The sequence below is a fragment of the Francisella sp. SYW-9 genome, from assembly GCF_008711465.1.
Lineage (GTDB): Bacteria > Pseudomonadota > Gammaproteobacteria > Francisellales > Francisellaceae > Francisella.
Genome location: NZ_VXKQ01000001.1, coordinates 13,653 through 32,861, shown reverse-complemented (window position 1 = coordinate 32,861; position 19,209 = coordinate 13,653). Strand labels below are relative to the sequence as shown.

The window sequence follows — 19,209 nt, the reverse complement described above, 5'->3', positions numbered from 1 at the left end:
TAATATATCGAAAATATTTTACTTTTTCAAAAATATTTTGAACTAAAAATTATTTTTTTAATATCAATAATAAGTTGTAGAAAATAGCTTTAAAAATCATAAATAATGTAAGTAAGCTAATACCTTGCATTATTATCATCCTTTATTTATAGAGAATCTTTAAATTTACTAGCCTCTTCACGTGCTTTTTCTTTAGTCATCCCATATTTTTCTTGTAGATAACCCACTAGCTTTTCTGAATCAGCTTCTACCTGTAGAAGCTCATCATCTGTAAAATCAGCATATTTTTCTTTAATTTTAGCCTTTACTTGTTCCCATTTTCCTTGTACTTGATGTTTATTCATAATCACACCTCCTTTTTATTAATGTGCAACTCCACCCTAACATCTATAAAGGCATTGTGTAAACCTTTTGACATTTAGTCTACTTAATCTAAATACTTTATATATAAGCTTAGTTTATATATGAAGTATAATAAAATAGCAGTAATGCTTAGCATATAAGATATATAAATGATTATAAGAGAATATTTATTACATAGTATGCCTAATTCTCTTATTTTAATTTTTTAGAAAGTAGTTAACATCTGATAAATTATTTGTCGCTAATAAATCTTGGAAAATACCTCTGTAAAACATAATGTAAAATACCCATAAATGCATGCGCGTAAATATATATCTCAACAGGGTCAACTAATGTCTTATGTACTTCTTCTAAGTCATGCATATAAGGCGATTGCCAGTTCCAAGCTGTAAACCAAAAAAAACCAGAGACCCATGCTATAGTTAATGCAAGTAAACCAAGACCTTGCACTATTGCAGCAAGACTACCACTTCTAGAGTTTGGTAGTTTAAACTTACACAACTCAGATATATCTACTTTAATAGCTGAGTAGTCATTATATAAATATGGAAAATAATAACGTATTCCTCTTTTATCAAGAGACATGATAACCAAGAGGACACTTAGCGCAGATAATGATAATCCACAAAACATATGTATATATGCCCAAGTATTAAGCCCGAATTTAACATGCATGAAGTTACTATCTATAATCTGAAAAATAACTGCCATACCTACAACTATATGTAGCATACGAAAGTTTTTATCTTGAGATTGGCCTAAATATTCCCAGAATGATTTTATAAAAGAATGTATTTTTTTAAAAAGTTTCATTTTTCTTACTCACTATCACCCATAGCATTTTCAACTAAATTATTATCAAGCTCTTTTTTAGGTTTTATATTTGATATTACTTTTAGTTTTTCAACTTGGCCAATTAAGTTTCCACGACCTGTTTTTAGTTTACTAAAAGCACTTTCATAAGACTTATTAGCATCAGTTATAGATTTACCAATTTTTTCTAAATCATCTACAAAACCGACAAACTTCTTATATAACTCTTCTGCTCTACTATAGATATCGGTGATACTCTGAGCTTGCTTCTCATAACGCCAAGTATTCTCAACTGCTCGTAATGCTACTAATAAAGTTGTAGGACTGACTAGGATTATCTTTTGCTTAAATGCTTCATCATAAAGATTAGTATCATTATCCAAAGCCAATAGTAAGGCACCCTCTACGGGGATAAACATAAATATAAAATCTAATGAATTTATTCCTTTTAAATTCTCATAGCTTTTATTTGCAAGACCTTTGATGTGCTCGCGAATAGATCTAATATGAGCTTTTAGATGAGGTTGCTTTTGCTGTTCATCCGCTGCCATATAATCATTGTATGCAAATAATGAAGTCTTAGCATCTATAATTATATCTCTATTATCAGGCAACTTAACAACCACATCTGGACGATATGCTTTACCTTCATCATCTGTAGTGTGCTTTTCTCTGAAATATTCAAAACCTTCACGAAGACCTGATTTCTCAAGGACATTCTCAAGAACCATCTCGCCCCAGATACCTTGCTGCTTGGTACTACTTCTAAGAGCATTTGTAAGGTTATGAGCCTCAGCAGTCATTTTTTGATTTAACTCTTTGAGAGTTTTTAGCTCATTCTGTAGAGCTCCCCTAGCAGTAGATTCTTTATCATAAACATCTTCTACTTTTTGCTTAAAATCTTTTAGCTGCTCTCGCACTGGATTTAAAACACTATTCAAACTTTCTTGATTACGCTCATTAAGTTTTTTTGAATTATCTTCAAAGATCTTACTAGCTAAATTCTCAAATTCTGTTTTTAATTTAGCCTCACTATTTTGTAACAACTCTAGTTTATCTTGCATAGCAGTATTTTGTTCTTTAAGCTGAGTTTCAAGCATTGATACTTGAGACCTATAGTTTTTTATCTCTTCGATATAATTATAAGATTTTTCTTTTTCTTCTTTAAGTTCTTGCTTAAGTTCATCTATACGCAAAGTATTATCTTGCTTCAACTCAGCATTTTTTTGCTTCTCTTGATCTAAAAGTGTATCAAAAGTGACATTTTTACCACGTAATTGAACTAACTCATTTTGCATAGAATCTTTGTCTTGAAGGATACTTTCAATTTGCTTTGATTTTTTGCTCCACAATAAAGAAAATACCACAACTAAAGCTACGACTAACACTATTAGTGCTACTAGAAAAATCATTTATACCCTTATTTAAAGTTTAAATATATTAACTTTGATATTTTATATCTTACTAACAATTAAATATATAGAACACAATAAAACTTTTAAAATTTAGTAGTGATAAACTTTTCTTTAGGCAGAACTATAAAGACTAATGAAAATATGGCTAATGTTACTGGTATAGCATACATTGCATTTTTCATAACAGGTAAACTAAGCTGATTTGCAATATCTGATGTTTGAAAGCTCATTATTAAACCAATTAATACCTGCATTATTGGCCCTCCGCCCATATTCAACGTATTAGCCGAACCCTGTACAGATGCCTTTGGAAATTTACTGAATTTACGCCCAAGAAATGCAAAAATCATAGTATTTGCATTTGTAATAGCTCCTATTAAAAATAAAATAGCTATAAGAATAATCTCTGAGGTAAATATTCCATTCATTAAAACTATAAATAGCCCAACTGTTAAAAAACCACACAAAACTAATAAGTATTTAATATTTACTAGCTTATCACTTAACCAGCCAAAAAATATTGCACCAAATAAACCACCAACTGTAATTATAGAAACAAGATATGCTGCTTGAGTTGCATCAATATGATAAGCTTTTTGTAAATAACTAGGACCCCATAAGGCTAAAAATGCTGTTTGAGGTGTACTTAAGCACCCCATAAATATTGCTACAATCCAAAATAATGGTGACTTTATCAAACATTTAAGATCTTTTAAAATAGCATATAAAGTTTTTGTCTTAGCTAAACTTCTTACTTTTCGACAAAATACTGTCCAAATAAACATCAATATAATGCCAAACACTGCAGCATATATATATGTTTCTCGCCAATTCCCAAGATAGTTTGTAAACTGTAACCATGGTCCTTGACCAATTAATGCACCTATCATTGCCATTAACATAGTTAGCCCAATGAGAGTGCCTGAATGTTTAACATTTTCAACAGATAAAGCAAATATACCGATTATTGCAAAAGCAGAACCTATCCCCATAAAGATCCTAGCAACTATTAATATCTCTATATTAGGAGATAAAGCAAACATCAACGAACCCATAGCTAAAATACTTATAGCTACTATCCACGTTCTATATAGTCCAAAACGATCAATTAAAATACTTGCTGGAATCATCAAACCAATATATGCAAAATAATAAGCTGATGATAAAGATGCTAAATGATTAGCTGATAAATGATATTGATCCTGTAAGTTAACTAGAATAACACTATCAGATAATCTTAATACATACTCGTAAATGACATATATCCAACCAATCAAAAAATATCTCATTTTAATTTCTCCAGCTGAATATTATTATAAGCTCAAATATTTAACGCTTTGACTTTATAGATCCTTGTAAAGCTTTCCGAATAGCTTCAGCTGCTGTCTTGGCATCACCTATAGAACCACGAATCATTTTTTCAGCATCCTTTTGTTTATACCCTAAAGCTAATAATGCATCTACTGATTCATTAAATATAGAGTTTGATATAGCTGCTGGTGTCGATACTTGTTCAGAGCTTCTTCCTACACTATTTGTATTAGAATCATCCGATTGCCCATAAATTTCATTAGCCATCTTTAATAATTTATCATAGATCTCTACAACTAGACGTTCAGCTGTTTTCTTACCAATTCCTGGTACTGTAGCTAATAAACCATAATCTTTATTTTCAATGCAATGTAAAAGAGTTTTCGAATCCATACCCGACAAAATTGCCAATGCTGTTCTAGCTCCAATACCACTTACCTTGATTAACTCTTGGAAAACTTTTTTATCAACTTTTGATTTAAAACCATATAATTGTTGAGCATCTTCTCTAACTACAAAATGTGTGTATAAGCTTATAGTTGATCCTGTCTCACCTAATGAGTAAAAAGTAGTCATCGGCACAAAAACTTCATAGCCCAAACCATTTACATCAATCAATAAAGCTGTTGGATCTTTTTCAATCAATACACCTTTTATAAAACTTATCATCGATAATATTCCCTAGTTCTTTTGAACTGTTGATAATTTTAAACTTATAAATAATGAAATTAAAAATGCTATTGGAAGAATAATTAACGCCATAGAAATATTTAAATCAAAATTATGTACTAAACTACCAACAATAATTGGCACAACAAACCCTGACAACATTACTACAGTATTATTAATACCAAAAAATATTGATTTAGGCTTTTCTTCCCTATAGTTAGCAATAACTGTAAAAGACAGTGTTTGACCCGCTGCTGCACAACCTATCAAAAATAACAAAATCATGCTTAAAGTTTGATTTAACTTCAAAATAAGCAGTAACGAAACACAAACTAAACCAATAACTGATACTACCGCTAAAATATTTACTCTTTGTCTAAGCTTATCATACATAAGACCAAAAGCAGGACTTCCTATACCAAGACCTAACCATAGAAAAGCAATTGCATAAGAAGCTTGAGTCACATTGAGACCTTTACTTTCTAATAAAGTCACGCCCCAAATAGCTCCCAAAGTAGGTATAGTGCAATATATAAAAAATGCATATAAATATATAGTAACTAATTTTTTATTTAAAAGATTACATTTTATATCACTAGTAATTTCATTTTTACTTAGCACTTGAGTACTTTTTGGACTTTCTTTAACAATTAATATAATCAAGACTGCTAATATTATCCCTACAACAGCTGCGATGAATATAACTAATCTCCAGCTATTTAAATAACTAACAAAAAATAACAGTGGCCCACCTGCTAAAATTGGTCCCATTGTGCCTAATATTTGCGTTGATCCAGATAATATCCCCATATATCTCATTGGAAACCAATGTGTTGATATTATCAATAATCCCAGAAATCCAAAAGCAGCACCAACACCCATTAAGCATCTTGCAAATACAGCAACTTCTAAGCTAGATGTTGCTGAAAAAAGCAAAGCCCCTAAAGAGCATGTTATCGCAGCGAAGAATAGTGATTTTTTTATACCAAATTTATCAAATATAAAACCTACGGGTACCTGCAATAACGAATAACATAAGTAAAAAGCCCCCCCAAATAAAGAGAAGCTAAAAGCTGTAGCATGAAAGCTACTAACAATATCCTCATGTAAAGAGTTTGGCAACACTCTCAAAAAGAATTCATAGAAGAAAAACATAGCTCCAATTAGCCATATTGTACAAGCTCTAAGATAATATTTTGAATTCATATTTGTTATATAGAATATTTGCAATAGAACCTATTATAGGTATCACTTATAATATTGACAAACCTTTTTGAAATTTTATTTGATTCTTTTCTGAGCTACTCTACTTGCTCCTGATATTTTTGCTAAAGATTTACTGCTATGATAGTGACATATTGCTATTGCAAGAGCATCTGCTGCATCCTCTGGAGGCTTTTTACTTAGTCCTAACAATGACTGTACCATATGCTGTACTTGGGATTTAGCAGCACCGCCAGTTCCTACAACTGCTTGCTTAATTTGTTTTGCTGAATACTCACTAACCTCTAGATTATTTATTGCCAAAGTACACATTGCAACACCTCTAGCTTGACCTAATTTGATAGCCCCCATAGGATTTTGAAACATAAAGATCTGTTCTATTGCTGATTCCGTTGGTGCATATATGTTTATAACTTCTGTTATACCATCAGCGATTTGTTTCAAACGTCTTGCAGTAGCTGTTTCTGTAATACGGATACATCCACTAGCAACATAATACATTTTATTAGCTTGGATTTTAATAACTCCAAAACCTGTTATTCTCGAACCTGGATCTATCCCTAAAATGATCATACGTTTTTAAATTTTATATAAAAAATGTAACTAGAAAAATTTTATTACAGATAGCTTCTAATAGATAGGAGCATATATAAAATATAAAGAAATATTTGTAGTAATAATTTGTGACTTGTCATTATATTCAAATAGTAAAAAGAAATTAACCTAACTGCTCCATTAGCTCTTGAGTAAAGTTAGCATTAGAATAAACATTTTGCACATCATCAAGATCTTCTAATTTATCAATTAGATTCATAACTTTCTCAGCAGTTTCAACATCTAGCTCAGCTTTTGTCTCAGCATCAAATGTAACTTCTGCACTTTCAGAGTTAAAGCCTTTTTCAATTAAAGCTTCTTGAACATCTGAGAAATCTTGTGGATCAGTCATAACATCGATACTGCCATCCTCATGTGTAACAACATCTTCAGCACCAACTTCTAATGCAGCTTCCATTAGCTCATCTTCATCGATGCCTGGAGCAAAAGATATAATGCCTTTTTTAGTAAACATATATGCTACTGAACCATCTGTACCAAGATTACCACCACTTTTTGTAAATGCATGGCGAACTTCACCAACTGTACGATTACGATTATCTGTCATACAGTCAACCATAATAGCTACACCATTTGGACCATAACCTTCATAACGTACTTCTTCAACGTTAGCACTATCATCACCACCTGCACCTTTTAGTACAGCTCGCTCAATAGTATCTTTACTCATGTTATTTGCTAAAGCTGTAGCTATTGCTGCCCTAAGTCTTGGATTAGCATCTTTATCACCTCCTCCAAGTCTTGCAGCAACAGTAATCTCTCTGATTAGCTTAGTAAAAACTTTACCTCTTTTTGCATCTTCTTTTGCTTTTTTATGCTTAATATTAGCCCATTTACTATGACCTGCCATTTTTACACCTTTGTTTAATATTTAAATATAACTAACTATTTTCTCTACTAATTTCTCAATACCTTGGGATGCTTCTAATATATTTCTCGCACACATATACGCAGGAGTTGATACTACTTTTGAACTCTCGTCAACACATATATCTGTAGCATCCATAATTACAGCCTCAGCACCTTTTTTTTCCAAAATAGCTGAAGTATTTTGATCTGTACCAACTGTTGCTTTTGTACCTTCTGGATACACTAAAGGTATCATCAAAGGTGCTATACACATATATCCAGCTGGCTTATCTGCTAAATAAAATGCTCTAGCAAAAGTTAAAACCTCTTCATCCATTGTATAACTTTCATCACCTACAAAGGCAAAATCCATAATATTTTTTGCAGCTCCAAAACCACCAGGAAAAATCACAGCATCATAGTCATCACTATCAGCTTCTGTTATATCAATAACATTTCCACGTGTTATACGAGCTGATTCTTCTAAGATATTACGAGCAGATGCTTTATTATCGACAGATTGATGTAAGTGATTGATCACATGCTTTTGGTTTTTATTTAAGGAAATACCCTGCCATTCTAAGCCATTTTTTTCTAAAGCTAATATAGTCAATACAGTTTCGTATATTTCTGAACCATCAAGATATCCGCACCCAGATAATACTACCGCTACTTTTGCCATTTTATTTCACCTTTATTTTTGTTTTGATTTTACAAATCTAGATTATTTCTTTTGAAAACTCTATCAGCTCTATAACTTGATCTAACCATCGGTCCCGATGCAACTTCTAAAAAACCTTTTTCTAAACCTATTTTACGATACTCTTCAAACTGTTTTGGCGTTACAAATCTCTCTACACTTAAGTGATGTCTTGTTGGCTGCATATATTGACCAAGAGTTATAATATCCACCCCAGCTTCTCTAGCATCATCCATTGTTTTATAGATTTCCTCATCAGTTTCACCAAGCCCAACCATGATACTAGTCTTAGTTAAAACTTTAGGAGCCTTCTCTTTAACATACTTTAAAAAATCTAATGTCTGTCTATAACCTGCTCTAGGATCACGTACAGGATGAGTCAAACGCTCGACAGTCTCAATATTTTGAGCTATCACATCAACTCTTGTATTGATAATCTTATCAACATTTTCTTTAACACCTGCAAAATCTGGAGTCAAAGCTTCTACTTTAATATTCTCATCAACATTCTTTATAGCTGTAATAGTCTCTGCATAATGACCAGCTCCACCATCTTCTAGATCATCTCTATCTACTGACGTAAGTACTACATATTCTAAATTCATTAATCTAACACTTTCTGCAGTATTTTTAGGCTCATCTTTATCAAGCCACCCTTTAGGATTACCTGTATCTACAGAACAAAATTTACATGCTCGAGTACATACGGCCCCCATTAGCATAATTGTTGCAGTGCCATGAGACCAACACTCATTTATATTAGGACATTTTGCTTCTTCACAGACTGTAGCTAATTTGTGTTTCTTTGTGATAGATTTTACTTTTTGGTACTCTTTCGAATCTTGTCGCTGTACCTTTAACCACTCTGGCTTACGTATCTGCACAGAGTTTTCTTTTTTATTTCTAATACCATCCTTTACAGCATGGAAACCATGATCAGTTGTATACTTATTACCGCTTTCAACCTTTATTTTTATACTAGATATTTCTTTCATAACATTTACAGAATATTTGATGAGACTATAATTTTTAGTACATTATAAAATATTAAGTACTAATTATAAATATTTAGTTTTATATTATACTGTATAGCAAATATTATTCAGCAATAAATTTGAACATATAATAAAAAATCATTACACTCTTGTATGAGTTTAAAAAAATAAGGAATGAATAAATTATGTTATCAAAAAAATTATTGACTGCGCTAAATGAACAACTAAATTATGAACTTGAATCTGCAAATATTTATTTAGCTATGGCTGGATACACTGAAGATTTAGGGTTAGGTGGATTCTCTAACTGGTTTATGGCTCAATATGAAGAAGAAGTCTTTCATGCAAAGAAAATAATGAGATTCATAAACGATAAAAATGGTCGTATTAAAATAAGAGCTATCGCAGCTCCTCAAAATGAGTTTAAATCTCTTCTTGATGCCTTCGAAAAAACTCTTGAGCATGAAATAGAAGTTACAAAGAAATTTTATGACTTAATGGACCTTGCTTTAGAAGAAAAAGAGCATTCAACTAAAAACTTCTTACAATGGTTTGTTGATGAGCAAGTTGAAGAAGAAGCTACAGTTTGCGATATGATTAATAAAATTAAACTTGTTAAAGACAGTGGCTTATACCTACTTGATCAAGAAGCTGCTAAAAGAACTTTCAAATCTCCTACTGCTATATAAATCTTATACAAAATCTATATTTCTTGCCTTCATATATTTTATCATTGCAAATGTTACAAAACATATAACGATTCCAATTACTAATATTGAAGTTCCCATATCTAAAAAGTAATTTTGATATATTGTGGCGCTTGCAAATGTTGACACACCATCTTTTGGTAAAGCAACAACTTGATTTAATAAACCTGTTATTGAGTTCGATAATGATGCTGCTATATACCAGGCTCCCATAGCAAACCCCATAGTTTTAGGCTCACAATATATTCCAATCATACTTAGACCAACAGCACTTACAAATAACTCTGCTATTGAAGATAAAATAAATGTAAGTCCTATATAGTTACCATTTATAATACCTGTTGAGGTATTTAAAAAAGCATAATACAAAACTAATAGAGACGCTGCTGATAATAATACTCCTACAGCAAATTGATATGGTATATAAAATTTTGGTATACGAGGGTAAATTCGAATCAAAGCCATTCCACCAAAAATTATTATAATTGGGTTTATCAAATTATAACTTGCTGGTTTGACTGTTAAGCCCAAAAGGTTGAGGTCAGAGTTATTTTTAGCTAATAATATTAATGTTGATCCCATCTGGTTATAAACAACAAAGAATACTACTGCTATCACAATTAGAAATAGCCCAATTACTTGTTTAATTCTTACTTCAGCTTTTAAACCTACTATTGTTCTTAATAAGAATGCAAGCAAACAAATAATACTAATCATGCCTAATATAACATTGGCCTGATTTGGTATTTGATAGAATATAAGAGTTAATACATACGCTGCTATTAAATATGAGATGACTATAAGTTTTGATCTAGATGGTAATGGTTCTTTATCAATTTTATCAACAACATTGTCATACATTTCAAAACGATAATAGAAATTCAAAGCTGCTATAGTTTTACCAACAAAAACTATAGCTAAGACTGCTAAAGCTCCATATTTATAACCTATTAATATCGGTGAAACTGCAAATGCTATTACACATCCTAAGTTTATCGCAATATAAAATGAAGTCATAGCTCCTTTTGCTGCTTTAAAATCTGTACTGTATATTTTAGATACCATCCCGGATGATGTACCTAAAAATAAAGATGTACTTGCTGGAATCAAAGCATAAGAAAATATAAAAAATTCATTTGTATATTGAACAAAAAAACCACTTATAAAAATAAGTAAATAGCTAAAAGCCATTAATAAGCTACCTACTAAAATAGCTCTTCTTAATCCTAAATATCTATCAGCGATATACCCACCTATCATTAATATAGCATATCCCATAGCTTGACTAACCCCTTGAAATGAGTAAGCTCGATGCTCCGAAAAGCCTAAACCATAGTGCGCTGTTGATTTAGTTAGATATAAGATTAATATAGATATAAGGCTATAAGTTGCAAACTGTCCCCAAAATGTAATAGCTGCAATTGTAAAGCTTTGCTTAGATTTTAGATCTTTAAACATTGTGTTTCCTAATGACAATAAATTTTATATTAATCTCTTTTTATAAAAAAACAAAATATAAGTTAATAAAATTACTATTTTTTTAACTTCTCATTGTTATGTTTATCTAATCTAAATAAATGATATAATTAGTGCAAAATATAAAAATATACAAATAATTTATTATGAAAATATATTTGTACCATCATTGTCCTTTTTGTATAAAAGTAAGACTAGTTGCAGATTTAAGTAAACTAGACTATGAAATGATATTTTTAGCAAATGATGATGAAAAATCTCACATAGATAGAATTGGATCTAAGCAAGTACCATTTTTAGAAAAAGATGATGGTAGCTTTATTAAAGAAAGTGATGAGATATGTAATTACATCGCTAAGTTACAAGATTTTGAAATAGCTACATCAACTATAGATAGTGTTGCTAAAGAATACATTTCTGAATTAGCTCCACATTATCGCAGAGTTGTATATCCTCGCATACCTCATCATCCAGCTAATGAGTGCGATTTTCCTACCCAAAGTGCTAAAGACTATTTTATAAATAAAAAGTCTCAGTACATTGGTGATATGGATACTTTACTAAAAAACCCTCCTTATGACTCAATAAAAGCTATAAATGAGCTATTAGAGAAGATTGATCCCTATGTAAAAACTCCATTTATTAATGGTGAGAAGTTCTCTTGGGATGATATCAATATATTCCCAATATTCTTCATTTTAACAATGGCTAAAGGACTAATTGAAATACCTAGTAATATAACTAATTACATAAATAATATAGAAAACAAAACAAACGTAGAATTATATTAATATGATTACATCAGTAGATTCGATTGATAAAGTATTGCCTCAAACTCAATGCCAAAAATGCACTTACGAAGATTGCTACAGTTATGCCAAAGCCATAACAAATGGTGAGAAACATAATAAATGCATTACAGGTGGACAAAAAACCTTAAAAGAATTATCAAAATTATTAAATAAACCAGAGATTCCTCTAGATAACTCATTAGGAATAGTAAAACCTCGAGCTGTTGCAAAAATAGATGAATCAATGTGTATAGGCTGTGAAAAATGCTTGCAGGTATGTCCTGTTGATGCGATTTCTGGAACAAAAAAATTAATGCATACGGTAATTGAATCAGAGTGTACAGGGTGTGAGCTTTGCATTGAACCATGTCCTATGGATTGTATTTCTCTAGTAGATATTGCAAAAGAGAGACAACCTATAAACCTAACTGAAGATGAGTATAAAACTCAAAAAGGCTACTATCGTAATAGGTATGATTTTCATAAACAAAGAGTTAAACAAGCAAAATCTAAACAGCGAGATGTTTATAAAAATATTGCTACAGCTCAAGAAATGGATAAAAAAGCATATATAGCCGCTTCATTAGCTAAGTTTAGAAATAAAAAGAAAAAGTCTAGTGTAGATGAATAGACAAAAAAGAATCCAAATTTTTGAAACCTGGAAGCAAAATGATCCTAGCCCAACTACAGAGCTTGAATATACTAGCAACTTTGAACTTTTAATAGCTGTGATCTTATCTGCTCAAGCTACAGATGTTAGCGTTAACAAAGCAACTGAAGTTCTATATAAAATTGCTAATACTCCTGAGCAAATATATGCCCTAGGTGAACAAAAACTAACTGAATATATAAAATCAATAGGACTTTATAAAACTAAAGCTAAAAATGTTATAGCCACATGCAAAGACTTAATTGAAAAATTTGATAGTCAAGTACCGAATAATTTTGATAATTTAATTTCTCTAGCCGGTGTTGGCAGAAAAACTGCTAATGTAGTCTTAAACACGGCTTTTGGTAAACCTACTATGGCTGTGGATACTCATATTTTTAGATTGGCGAACCGTATCCCTCTTGCTAAAGGTAAAAATGTTAATGAAGTTGAGAAAAGACTTCTTCGCGTGATTCCTAAAGAATATCTCCAAGATGCTCATCATTGGATAATATTACATGGTAGATATATATGTACTGCTCAAAAGCCAAAATGTCGAAACTGTATTATATATGAATACTGTGAATTTAAAGATAAGGAAAAATACATATGATTTTTTCTCAAGACAGAATCCAACTACGCAAACTTTTTATTGATAGCTGGGATAAGTTTCAAAATAAGCAGCCCTTAACTGCTATTGAAGAGCAAATTGCTAGAATCATCGAGCTACACCCAGAGTACTATAAGGAAATTGTTTTTGATAATGTCGATAAAGACTATTCTCCAGAGATGGGACAGATAAATCCTTTCTTACATATAAGCTTACACCTAGCGATAATTGAACAGGTTCAGACTAATCGACCATTAGGTATAAACGAGACTTACTATAAACTCGTAAATAAATATAATAATGATGAGCATAAAGTCCATCATCTTATGATAGACTATTTAGCTGAAGAGATGTGGAAATCTCAAAAATATAATACTCTTCCTAATGAAAATGAGTATTTGATAAAACTACAAGAATTATTACTTAAATAAATATGAAAAAAACCATAAATCTTTCAAAAGTAAATATACATTTTAAACAGCCAAGTGGTATACATATTATTACTTTTATGGTTTTTTGTTTATGCTTAGTTATAGCTCCTTCTATAACCGTTCTTAGCCAATACGGTAAAATTGACTTCTTTTACAATCGTGATGATCATCTTTTTGTAATATTCTTTGCTGGAATCTTTGGCTGTATTAGTAACTACTTTTTCGGCTCAACTAAGTCAATAATTCATGGTTTACAATTTACAATAATCGCTGTTGCATTGTCCTTTGTACATAATATGATACTTTTTAGTTGTGCAGCCTTATGGATTGGAATAGCAACAGTTTTAGTAAACTTAATCTTTAATCTGAGTGCTTTTTATTTAAAAACTGATTTACGCCGCATATACGGGTTTATTGGCGTATACTCAGGTGCTTTACTTGGTATTGCTGTTGGTACTGCAGTATATTTTATAATTTTTAATAGTCTTTTTTATTTTAAAATATTCTATTTGATAGTAACTATATTCTTATTAATATTTTTCTTAAAAAATAGTTATCGCTTAAATACATCTTTAACAAACCAGACAGAGAGAGTTAATATTAGCTTTTATGGAGTTCTTACAATATTTTTTATCTTCTCTCTTATTCTATTTTATCTATTCTTACACCTTAAAGTTTTTAGTAGCTTTAACCTAATTATACTACCTGTATCTTTAATATACTTACATATTTTGACTGTATCAAATAATAAAGAAAATGGTATAAATCTTCTAAAATATATCTACTTTAGTTTAGCCTTAATAATTATAAATAAAGTCATTTACCTTAATTTCTTAAAATATGAAAACTCTATAAATTCTATAAACCCAGCATACTTAAACTCTTCCATTAGTACTTTTCTATTTCTAATAGCTGGCTATCTTATGTGCTTGCTAATATATGCTGGTTGGAGATTTAACTTTATAACATTAAAAATAGAATCAATTATTAATACTCGTTTGATTAAAGCTATGCTATATATAGAAATTATTAGAGTATTTATGATTGCTGTAGGTATTTTTGCTGGTGATAGATTAGTTAGCAACCTAATGCTTATATTTGCAACACTTTTAGCTTTAGTTTTAAATGTTCTAATAGTACCTATCTACTTCTCCCTTGGGAAAATATTAGCAGGTGGTAAAAATGAGGCTGTTACAACAACTCTGCTTTATCTGATATTCTCATCATTAATATTTGTGTCATTTTTATACGACCTTTATATTAGCATTTAAAAATAACTACTTGAAAAATTCTTTTTACACTCCATATTTAAGATTATAGATTTATGATATAATCCATGTCGAGTTAATATTTTATTTACACTATATAAGACTAGTTAAAAGGAGAAAAAATGAATAACTTTGAAAATAACACTCGTGTAATAGACTCGCTATCACAAGAGTCTGCTCTGAGAGCTAATAAGGTTCTTAGAAACACATATTTACTACTATCGATGACACTACTTTTTAGTGCTCTTACAGCATTTGTTGCTATGAATACTGGTGCTGCAATTATGAACCCTATACTAATGTTGGTAGTTTATATTGGTTTATTATTTGGTATTAATGCTACAAAAAACTCACCTTGGGGTATTGTTTTAACTTTTGCATTAACAGGACTACTTGGCTACTCTCTAGGTCCAATACTAAATCTATATATCCATCAGTTTAAAAATGGTGCTGAACTAATAATGATGGCATTTGGTACTACAGGACTTATATTTTTAGGCTTATCTGCTATATCTATGAGCCCAGCTAGAAACTTCAACAGAGTTGGTTCATTCTGTGCTATCGTTGCTATTGTTGCTTTAGTACTAAATATATTCTTACAAATACCTGCTTTAGGTTTTGTAATTTCAATAGTGTTTGCTTTTATCTCTGGTGGGTTTATCCTATGGCAAACAAATGCTATTGTTAGAGGTGAAGAAACTAACTATATACTAGCTACAGTAAACATCTATGTTTCATTATTTAATATCTTTATAACTCTATTGCAAATCTTTGGTGCAGTTGCTGGCGATAGAGACTAATTTATATTATCATTTATCTTATAAATTTTTTAATCTAATATTTTCTAATGCTCAACAATCAAATATCTGCAAAAGATACTATTGTATCTAATGCTTATGGATCATCTTTTAGTATCTTATTTAATGAGTATCTAAAACAAAATAGTGAGTTTAATCTAATAATTGCTGAAGATTCTCAACAAGCACATAGAATATATGATGAACTAAAGTATCTAAATAAAGATTCAAAGATTGAAGTTTTATATTTTCCTAATCTAGAAATCCTTCCTTATGATAGATTCTCAGCAGCTATAGATATTATATCTAGGCGCCAAGAGATATTACATAAGCTTACACAAAATCCTAAAAATACAGTCGTTATTACGAGCATCTCAAACACTTTACGCAAGCTAGCCCCAGCTAAATTTATAAAAGAGCATAGTTTAATACTTAAAATAGGTCAAATATTAGATATAACTAAGCAAAAAATGCTCTTAACAGAAGCTGGATATACTCTAGTAAATAATGTATTTGAAAAAGGCGAATTTAGTATTCGCGGTAGTATTATCGATATATTTCCAGTTGGCTCAAAAATAGCCTACCGAATAGATTTATTTGATGATGAAATTGATACTATCAAAGAGCTTGATACAGAGACTCAACGCTCTGGAAAAGAGATAAAATCGATTAATATAATGCCTTCACATGAGTTAATTTATGATAGTCAAAATAGTGATTTAGCATTAGAAAAACTTGAGTCATTTTGTGGTAAAAGCTCTCTAAAATCAACTATTGCAACATATATAGAAAATAATGAATACTTCAATGGTATAGAATATTATCTACCATTGTTTTATAAAGATCTTGTGAGCATTTTTGGCTATTTACCAGAATCTGCTAATGTTCATTTAATAGATAATATTAGTAACTCTATAGAAGCTTTTACAGAAGAGGTCAAGTTTAGGTATGATGAACTTAAATATGATACTGATAGGCCAATCCTACACTATCAAGAACTTTTTTATTCTCAAAAAGAAATAAAAACTATTTATGAAAAATTCTCAACTATCAAATGGTTTCAGCAAACAAAATCTAAATCAAAAACTTTAAAAGTAAATCATTTAGATAAAATATCAGCAAATTATAAGCTTGCAAATCCCTTCAGAGATTTGCAGCAACTCTTAGATAAATCTAACCTCAAAAAAGTTATTTTTTCTACTGATTCAAATGGTCGTGCTGAAGTTCTTTTAGAACATTTAAATAAATTGCAGTTAAATATAAAAATTGTCAAAAGTTTTGATGATGCTCTTAAGCTTGATGATAAGTTTTGCTTAATAGTTTCACCTTTTCAAGAAGGTGTGATTATAAATAATCAAATTGCTTTAATTACAGAAGTAGATTTATTTCCCGAGCACATTCAAAATACTGTTAAAATATCTGAACACGATCATCATCCTACTGTTGATCTAAAAGATCTAACAGATCTAAAACCTGGCATGCATGTTGTGCATATAGATCATGGTATTGGTCGTTATGAAGGTCTTGAAAGTATCGAGCTTAATGGTAAAAAAGATGAGTTTATCTTACTTTTATATGCAAATGATGCCAAAATCTATGTGCCAATAACATCATTAAATTTAATATCTATCTATAACTCATCTCTAACTGAGAAAATAGCTCTAAATAAACTTGGTTCCGATAAATGGAAGAAGCAAAAAGAAAAGACTATCAAGAAAATCATTGATGTTGCAGCAAATCTTTTAGAAATCTATGCCAAAAGAGAAATGCGTCAAGGTTTTAGTAACTCTCTAGATGAAGAAGACTACCTAAGATTTTGTGCAGATTTCCCTTATGAAGAAACAGCTGATCAGCTTTTAGCAATCAATGATGTTTTCAAAGATATGATTTCAGCAAAACCTATGGATAGGCTAATTTGTGGTGATGTTGGCTTTGGTAAAACTGAGATTGCTATGCGAGCAGCTTTTTTAGCTACGCAAAATCAAAAACAAGTAGCAATACTAGTACCTACAACTATTTTAGCTCAACAGCATTATAATAGTTTTAGAGATAGATTTGCTAATACTGCTGTAAATATCGAAGTTATAACTCGTTCAAAAACAGCTAAAGCTCAAGAACAGCTTTTTGAAAACCTTAAAAAAGGTACTGTTGATATAATTATTGGAACCCATAAACTAATTTCCTCAAAGATAGATTTTAAAAATCTAGGCTTACTAATTATAGATGAAGAACATCGTTTCGGTGTTGCTCAAAAAGAAAAACTAAAGTCTCTAAAGGCAGAAATTGATATTTTAACTATGTCAGCCACACCAATACCACGTAGTTTAAATATGGCATTTTCAGCATTAAGAGATTTATCAATTATAGCATCACCACCTGCAAAACGTTTATCTGTTAAGACATTTGTTAAAGAATACGATAATAATATTATTCGTGAAGCTGTAAGTCGTGAAACTATACGTGGTGGACAAATATTTTATTTATATAATAAAGTAGAGACTATTCAGAAGAAAAAAGAGATTCTCCAAGAGTTATTCCCTCGTCTAAGGATAGCTATCGCTCATGGTCAAATGAGTGAAAAAGAAATCCAAAAAATCATGTTTGATTTTAAGCATAATAAATATCACATTCTACTTTGTACTACAATTATTGAAACAGGTATTGATATACCAAATGCAAATACTTTGATTATCGAAGATGCTAATAATCTAGGTCTTGCACAGCTTCATCAACTTAGAGGTAGAGTTGGTAGAGCTCACCATCAAGCTTATGCCTATATGCTTATACCTAGTGAAGCAGGTATTACTAAAGATGCAGTCAAAAGACTAGAAGCTATTAGTAGTACAGAATCCTTAGGTGGTGGTTTTACGTTAGCTAATCACGATTTAGAAATTCGTGGTGCTGGTGAAATATTAGGTAAAGAACAAAGTGGTAATATCGATGGTATTGGTCTAAACCTTTATATGGATCTTTTAGATAAAACAATTGCTAATCTAAAAGCTGGAAAAGAGCTAAATATTGAAGAAGTGATTAACTCAACCATATGTGAAGTTGAGCTTAATATCCCTACTCTAATTCCTGATTACTATATCCACGATGTAAATACTCGATTAAATATTTATAAACGTATATCAAAAGCTGACCATAAAAATCTAGTAAATATTAAAATTGAACTTATAGATCGTTTTGGTAGATTACCCGTAGAAGTTATATATCTTTTAAAAGTTGCTCATATAAAGATAGATGCAGTTGCATTAGGAATTGGTCAGATTAAGATGTTTGCTACTTCTGGGAAAATTAGTTTCTCTGATACAACAAAGTTTGAACCTCAAAAAATAATCAAACTAATACAATCTCAACCTGCAGATTTTAGACTCACAAAAGAGCAAGATTTATTAATTACAAAAACTACTAAAACTGCTGAGCAAAGAATTGAATTTGTTGAGAGCTTTTTAAAGAAAATCAGTTAAATTAAATAGTCTTAAAAGGATATTGATAAAGAAAATTATTTTGAATATTTATTAGA

General features: G+C 30.5%; 19 protein-coding genes. 8 read left to right on the top strand and 11 right to left on the bottom strand.

What is annotated here, in order from left to right:
• Positions 1–146: 146 nt before the first annotated feature.
• The 10 genes from F3D62_RS00145 to lipA form a co-directional block, all read right to left on the bottom strand.
• Positions 147–344, bottom strand: a complete 198-nt coding sequence (locus F3D62_RS00145) for a CsbD family protein (RefSeq protein ID WP_150466228.1) — start codon at positions 342–344, stop codon at positions 147–149.
• Positions 345–594: 250 nt separating this feature from the next.
• Positions 595–1,176 (bottom strand): cytochrome b/b6 domain-containing protein, encoded by a 582-nt coding sequence (locus F3D62_RS00140; RefSeq protein WP_150466227.1) that lies wholly within the window; start codon positions 1,174–1,176, stop codon positions 595–597.
• Between the two features lie 5 nt (positions 1,177–1,181).
• Complete coding sequence (locus F3D62_RS00135) at positions 1,182–2,588, bottom strand: DNA recombination protein RmuC (protein ID WP_150466226.1); 1,407 nt, start codon at positions 2,586–2,588, stop codon at positions 1,182–1,184.
• 86 nt (positions 2,589–2,674) lie between these two features.
• A complete protein-coding gene (locus tag F3D62_RS00130; RefSeq protein ID WP_150466225.1) occupies positions 2,675–3,880 on the bottom strand; it encodes an MFS transporter in 1,206 nt (401 codons plus the stop codon).
• 40 nt (positions 3,881–3,920) lie between these two features.
• Positions 3,921–4,571 carry a Holliday junction branch migration protein RuvA gene (ruvA, locus tag F3D62_RS00125; protein WP_150466224.1) on the bottom strand — a complete coding sequence of 217 codons (651 nt, stop codon included), beginning with the start codon at positions 4,569–4,571 and terminating at the stop codon, positions 3,921–3,923.
• A 12-nt stretch (positions 4,572–4,583) separates the two neighbouring features.
• A complete protein-coding gene (locus F3D62_RS00120; RefSeq protein WP_150466223.1) occupies positions 4,584–5,777 on the bottom strand; it encodes an MFS transporter in 1,194 nt (397 codons plus the stop codon).
• A 75-nt stretch (positions 5,778–5,852) separates the two neighbouring features.
• Positions 5,853–6,368, bottom strand: a complete 516-nt coding sequence (gene ruvC / locus F3D62_RS00115) for a crossover junction endodeoxyribonuclease RuvC (RefSeq protein ID WP_150466222.1) — start codon at positions 6,366–6,368, stop codon at positions 5,853–5,855.
• A gap of 145 nt (positions 6,369–6,513) precedes the next feature.
• Positions 6,514–7,260: a YebC/PmpR family DNA-binding transcriptional regulator gene (locus tag F3D62_RS00110; RefSeq protein ID WP_150466221.1), complete on the bottom strand. Its 747-nt coding sequence runs from the start codon at positions 7,258–7,260 to the stop codon at positions 6,514–6,516.
• A 21-nt stretch (positions 7,261–7,281) separates the two neighbouring features.
• A complete protein-coding gene (gene elbB, locus F3D62_RS00105) occupies positions 7,282–7,941 on the bottom strand; it encodes an isoprenoid biosynthesis glyoxalase ElbB (RefSeq protein WP_150466220.1) in 660 nt (219 codons plus the stop codon).
• A gap of 29 nt (positions 7,942–7,970) precedes the next feature.
• Positions 7,971–8,954 (bottom strand): lipoyl synthase, encoded by a 984-nt coding sequence (gene lipA / locus F3D62_RS00100; RefSeq protein WP_150466219.1) that lies wholly within the window; start codon positions 8,952–8,954, stop codon positions 7,971–7,973.
• 185 nt (positions 8,955–9,139) lie between these two features.
• Here lipA and F3D62_RS00095 point away from each other — a divergent pair, with 185 nt between their 5' ends.
• Positions 9,140–9,643 carry a ferritin gene (locus F3D62_RS00095; protein WP_150466218.1) on the top strand — a complete coding sequence of 168 codons (504 nt, stop codon included), beginning with the start codon at positions 9,140–9,142 and terminating at the stop codon, positions 9,641–9,643.
• A 3-nt stretch (positions 9,644–9,646) separates the two neighbouring features.
• Here F3D62_RS00095 and F3D62_RS00090 read toward each other — a convergent pair whose 3' ends face one another.
• Positions 9,647–11,119 carry an oligopeptide:H+ symporter gene (locus F3D62_RS00090; protein WP_150466216.1) on the bottom strand — a complete coding sequence of 491 codons (1,473 nt, stop codon included), beginning with the start codon at positions 11,117–11,119 and terminating at the stop codon, positions 9,647–9,649.
• Between the two features lie 164 nt (positions 11,120–11,283).
• On the opposite strand from F3D62_RS00090, the gene grxB reads away from it, so the two are divergent.
• The 7 genes from grxB to mfd all read left to right on the top strand — a co-directional run bounded on the left by grxB (position 11,284) and on the right by mfd (position 19,153).
• Complete coding sequence (gene grxB / locus F3D62_RS00085; protein WP_150466215.1) at positions 11,284–11,928, top strand: glutaredoxin 2; 645 nt, start codon at positions 11,284–11,286, stop codon at positions 11,926–11,928.
• 1 nt (position 11,929) lies between these two features.
• Positions 11,930–12,559 carry an RnfABCDGE type electron transport complex subunit B gene (locus tag F3D62_RS00080; RefSeq protein WP_150466214.1) on the top strand — a complete coding sequence of 210 codons (630 nt, stop codon included), beginning with the start codon at positions 11,930–11,932 and terminating at the stop codon, positions 12,557–12,559.
• Entirely contained in the window at positions 12,552–13,190 is a 639-nt protein-coding gene (gene nth / locus F3D62_RS00075; RefSeq protein WP_150466212.1) for an endonuclease III, read from the top strand. The genes F3D62_RS00080 and nth overlap by 8 nt, the downstream gene beginning before the upstream one ends.
• Positions 13,187–13,618: a DUF1841 family protein gene (locus F3D62_RS00070; RefSeq protein ID WP_150466211.1), complete on the top strand. Its 432-nt coding sequence runs from the start codon at positions 13,187–13,189 to the stop codon at positions 13,616–13,618. Before nth ends, F3D62_RS00070 begins: the two co-directional genes overlap by 4 nt.
• A 2-nt stretch (positions 13,619–13,620) precedes the next feature.
• Entirely contained in the window at positions 13,621–14,889 is a 1,269-nt protein-coding gene (locus F3D62_RS00065) for a hypothetical protein (RefSeq protein ID WP_150466209.1), read from the top strand.
• 119 nt (positions 14,890–15,008) lie between these two features.
• The gene (locus tag F3D62_RS00060) at positions 15,009–15,686 is read left to right on the top strand and encodes a Bax inhibitor-1/YccA family protein (RefSeq protein ID WP_150466208.1); all 678 of its coding nucleotides are present in this window, start codon (positions 15,009–15,011) and stop codon (positions 15,684–15,686) included.
• 47 nt (positions 15,687–15,733) lie between these two features.
• Entirely contained in the window at positions 15,734–19,153 is a 3,420-nt protein-coding gene (mfd, locus tag F3D62_RS00055; RefSeq protein ID WP_150466207.1) for a transcription-repair coupling factor, read from the top strand.
• The last annotated feature ends 56 nt before the right edge of the window (positions 19,154–19,209 follow it).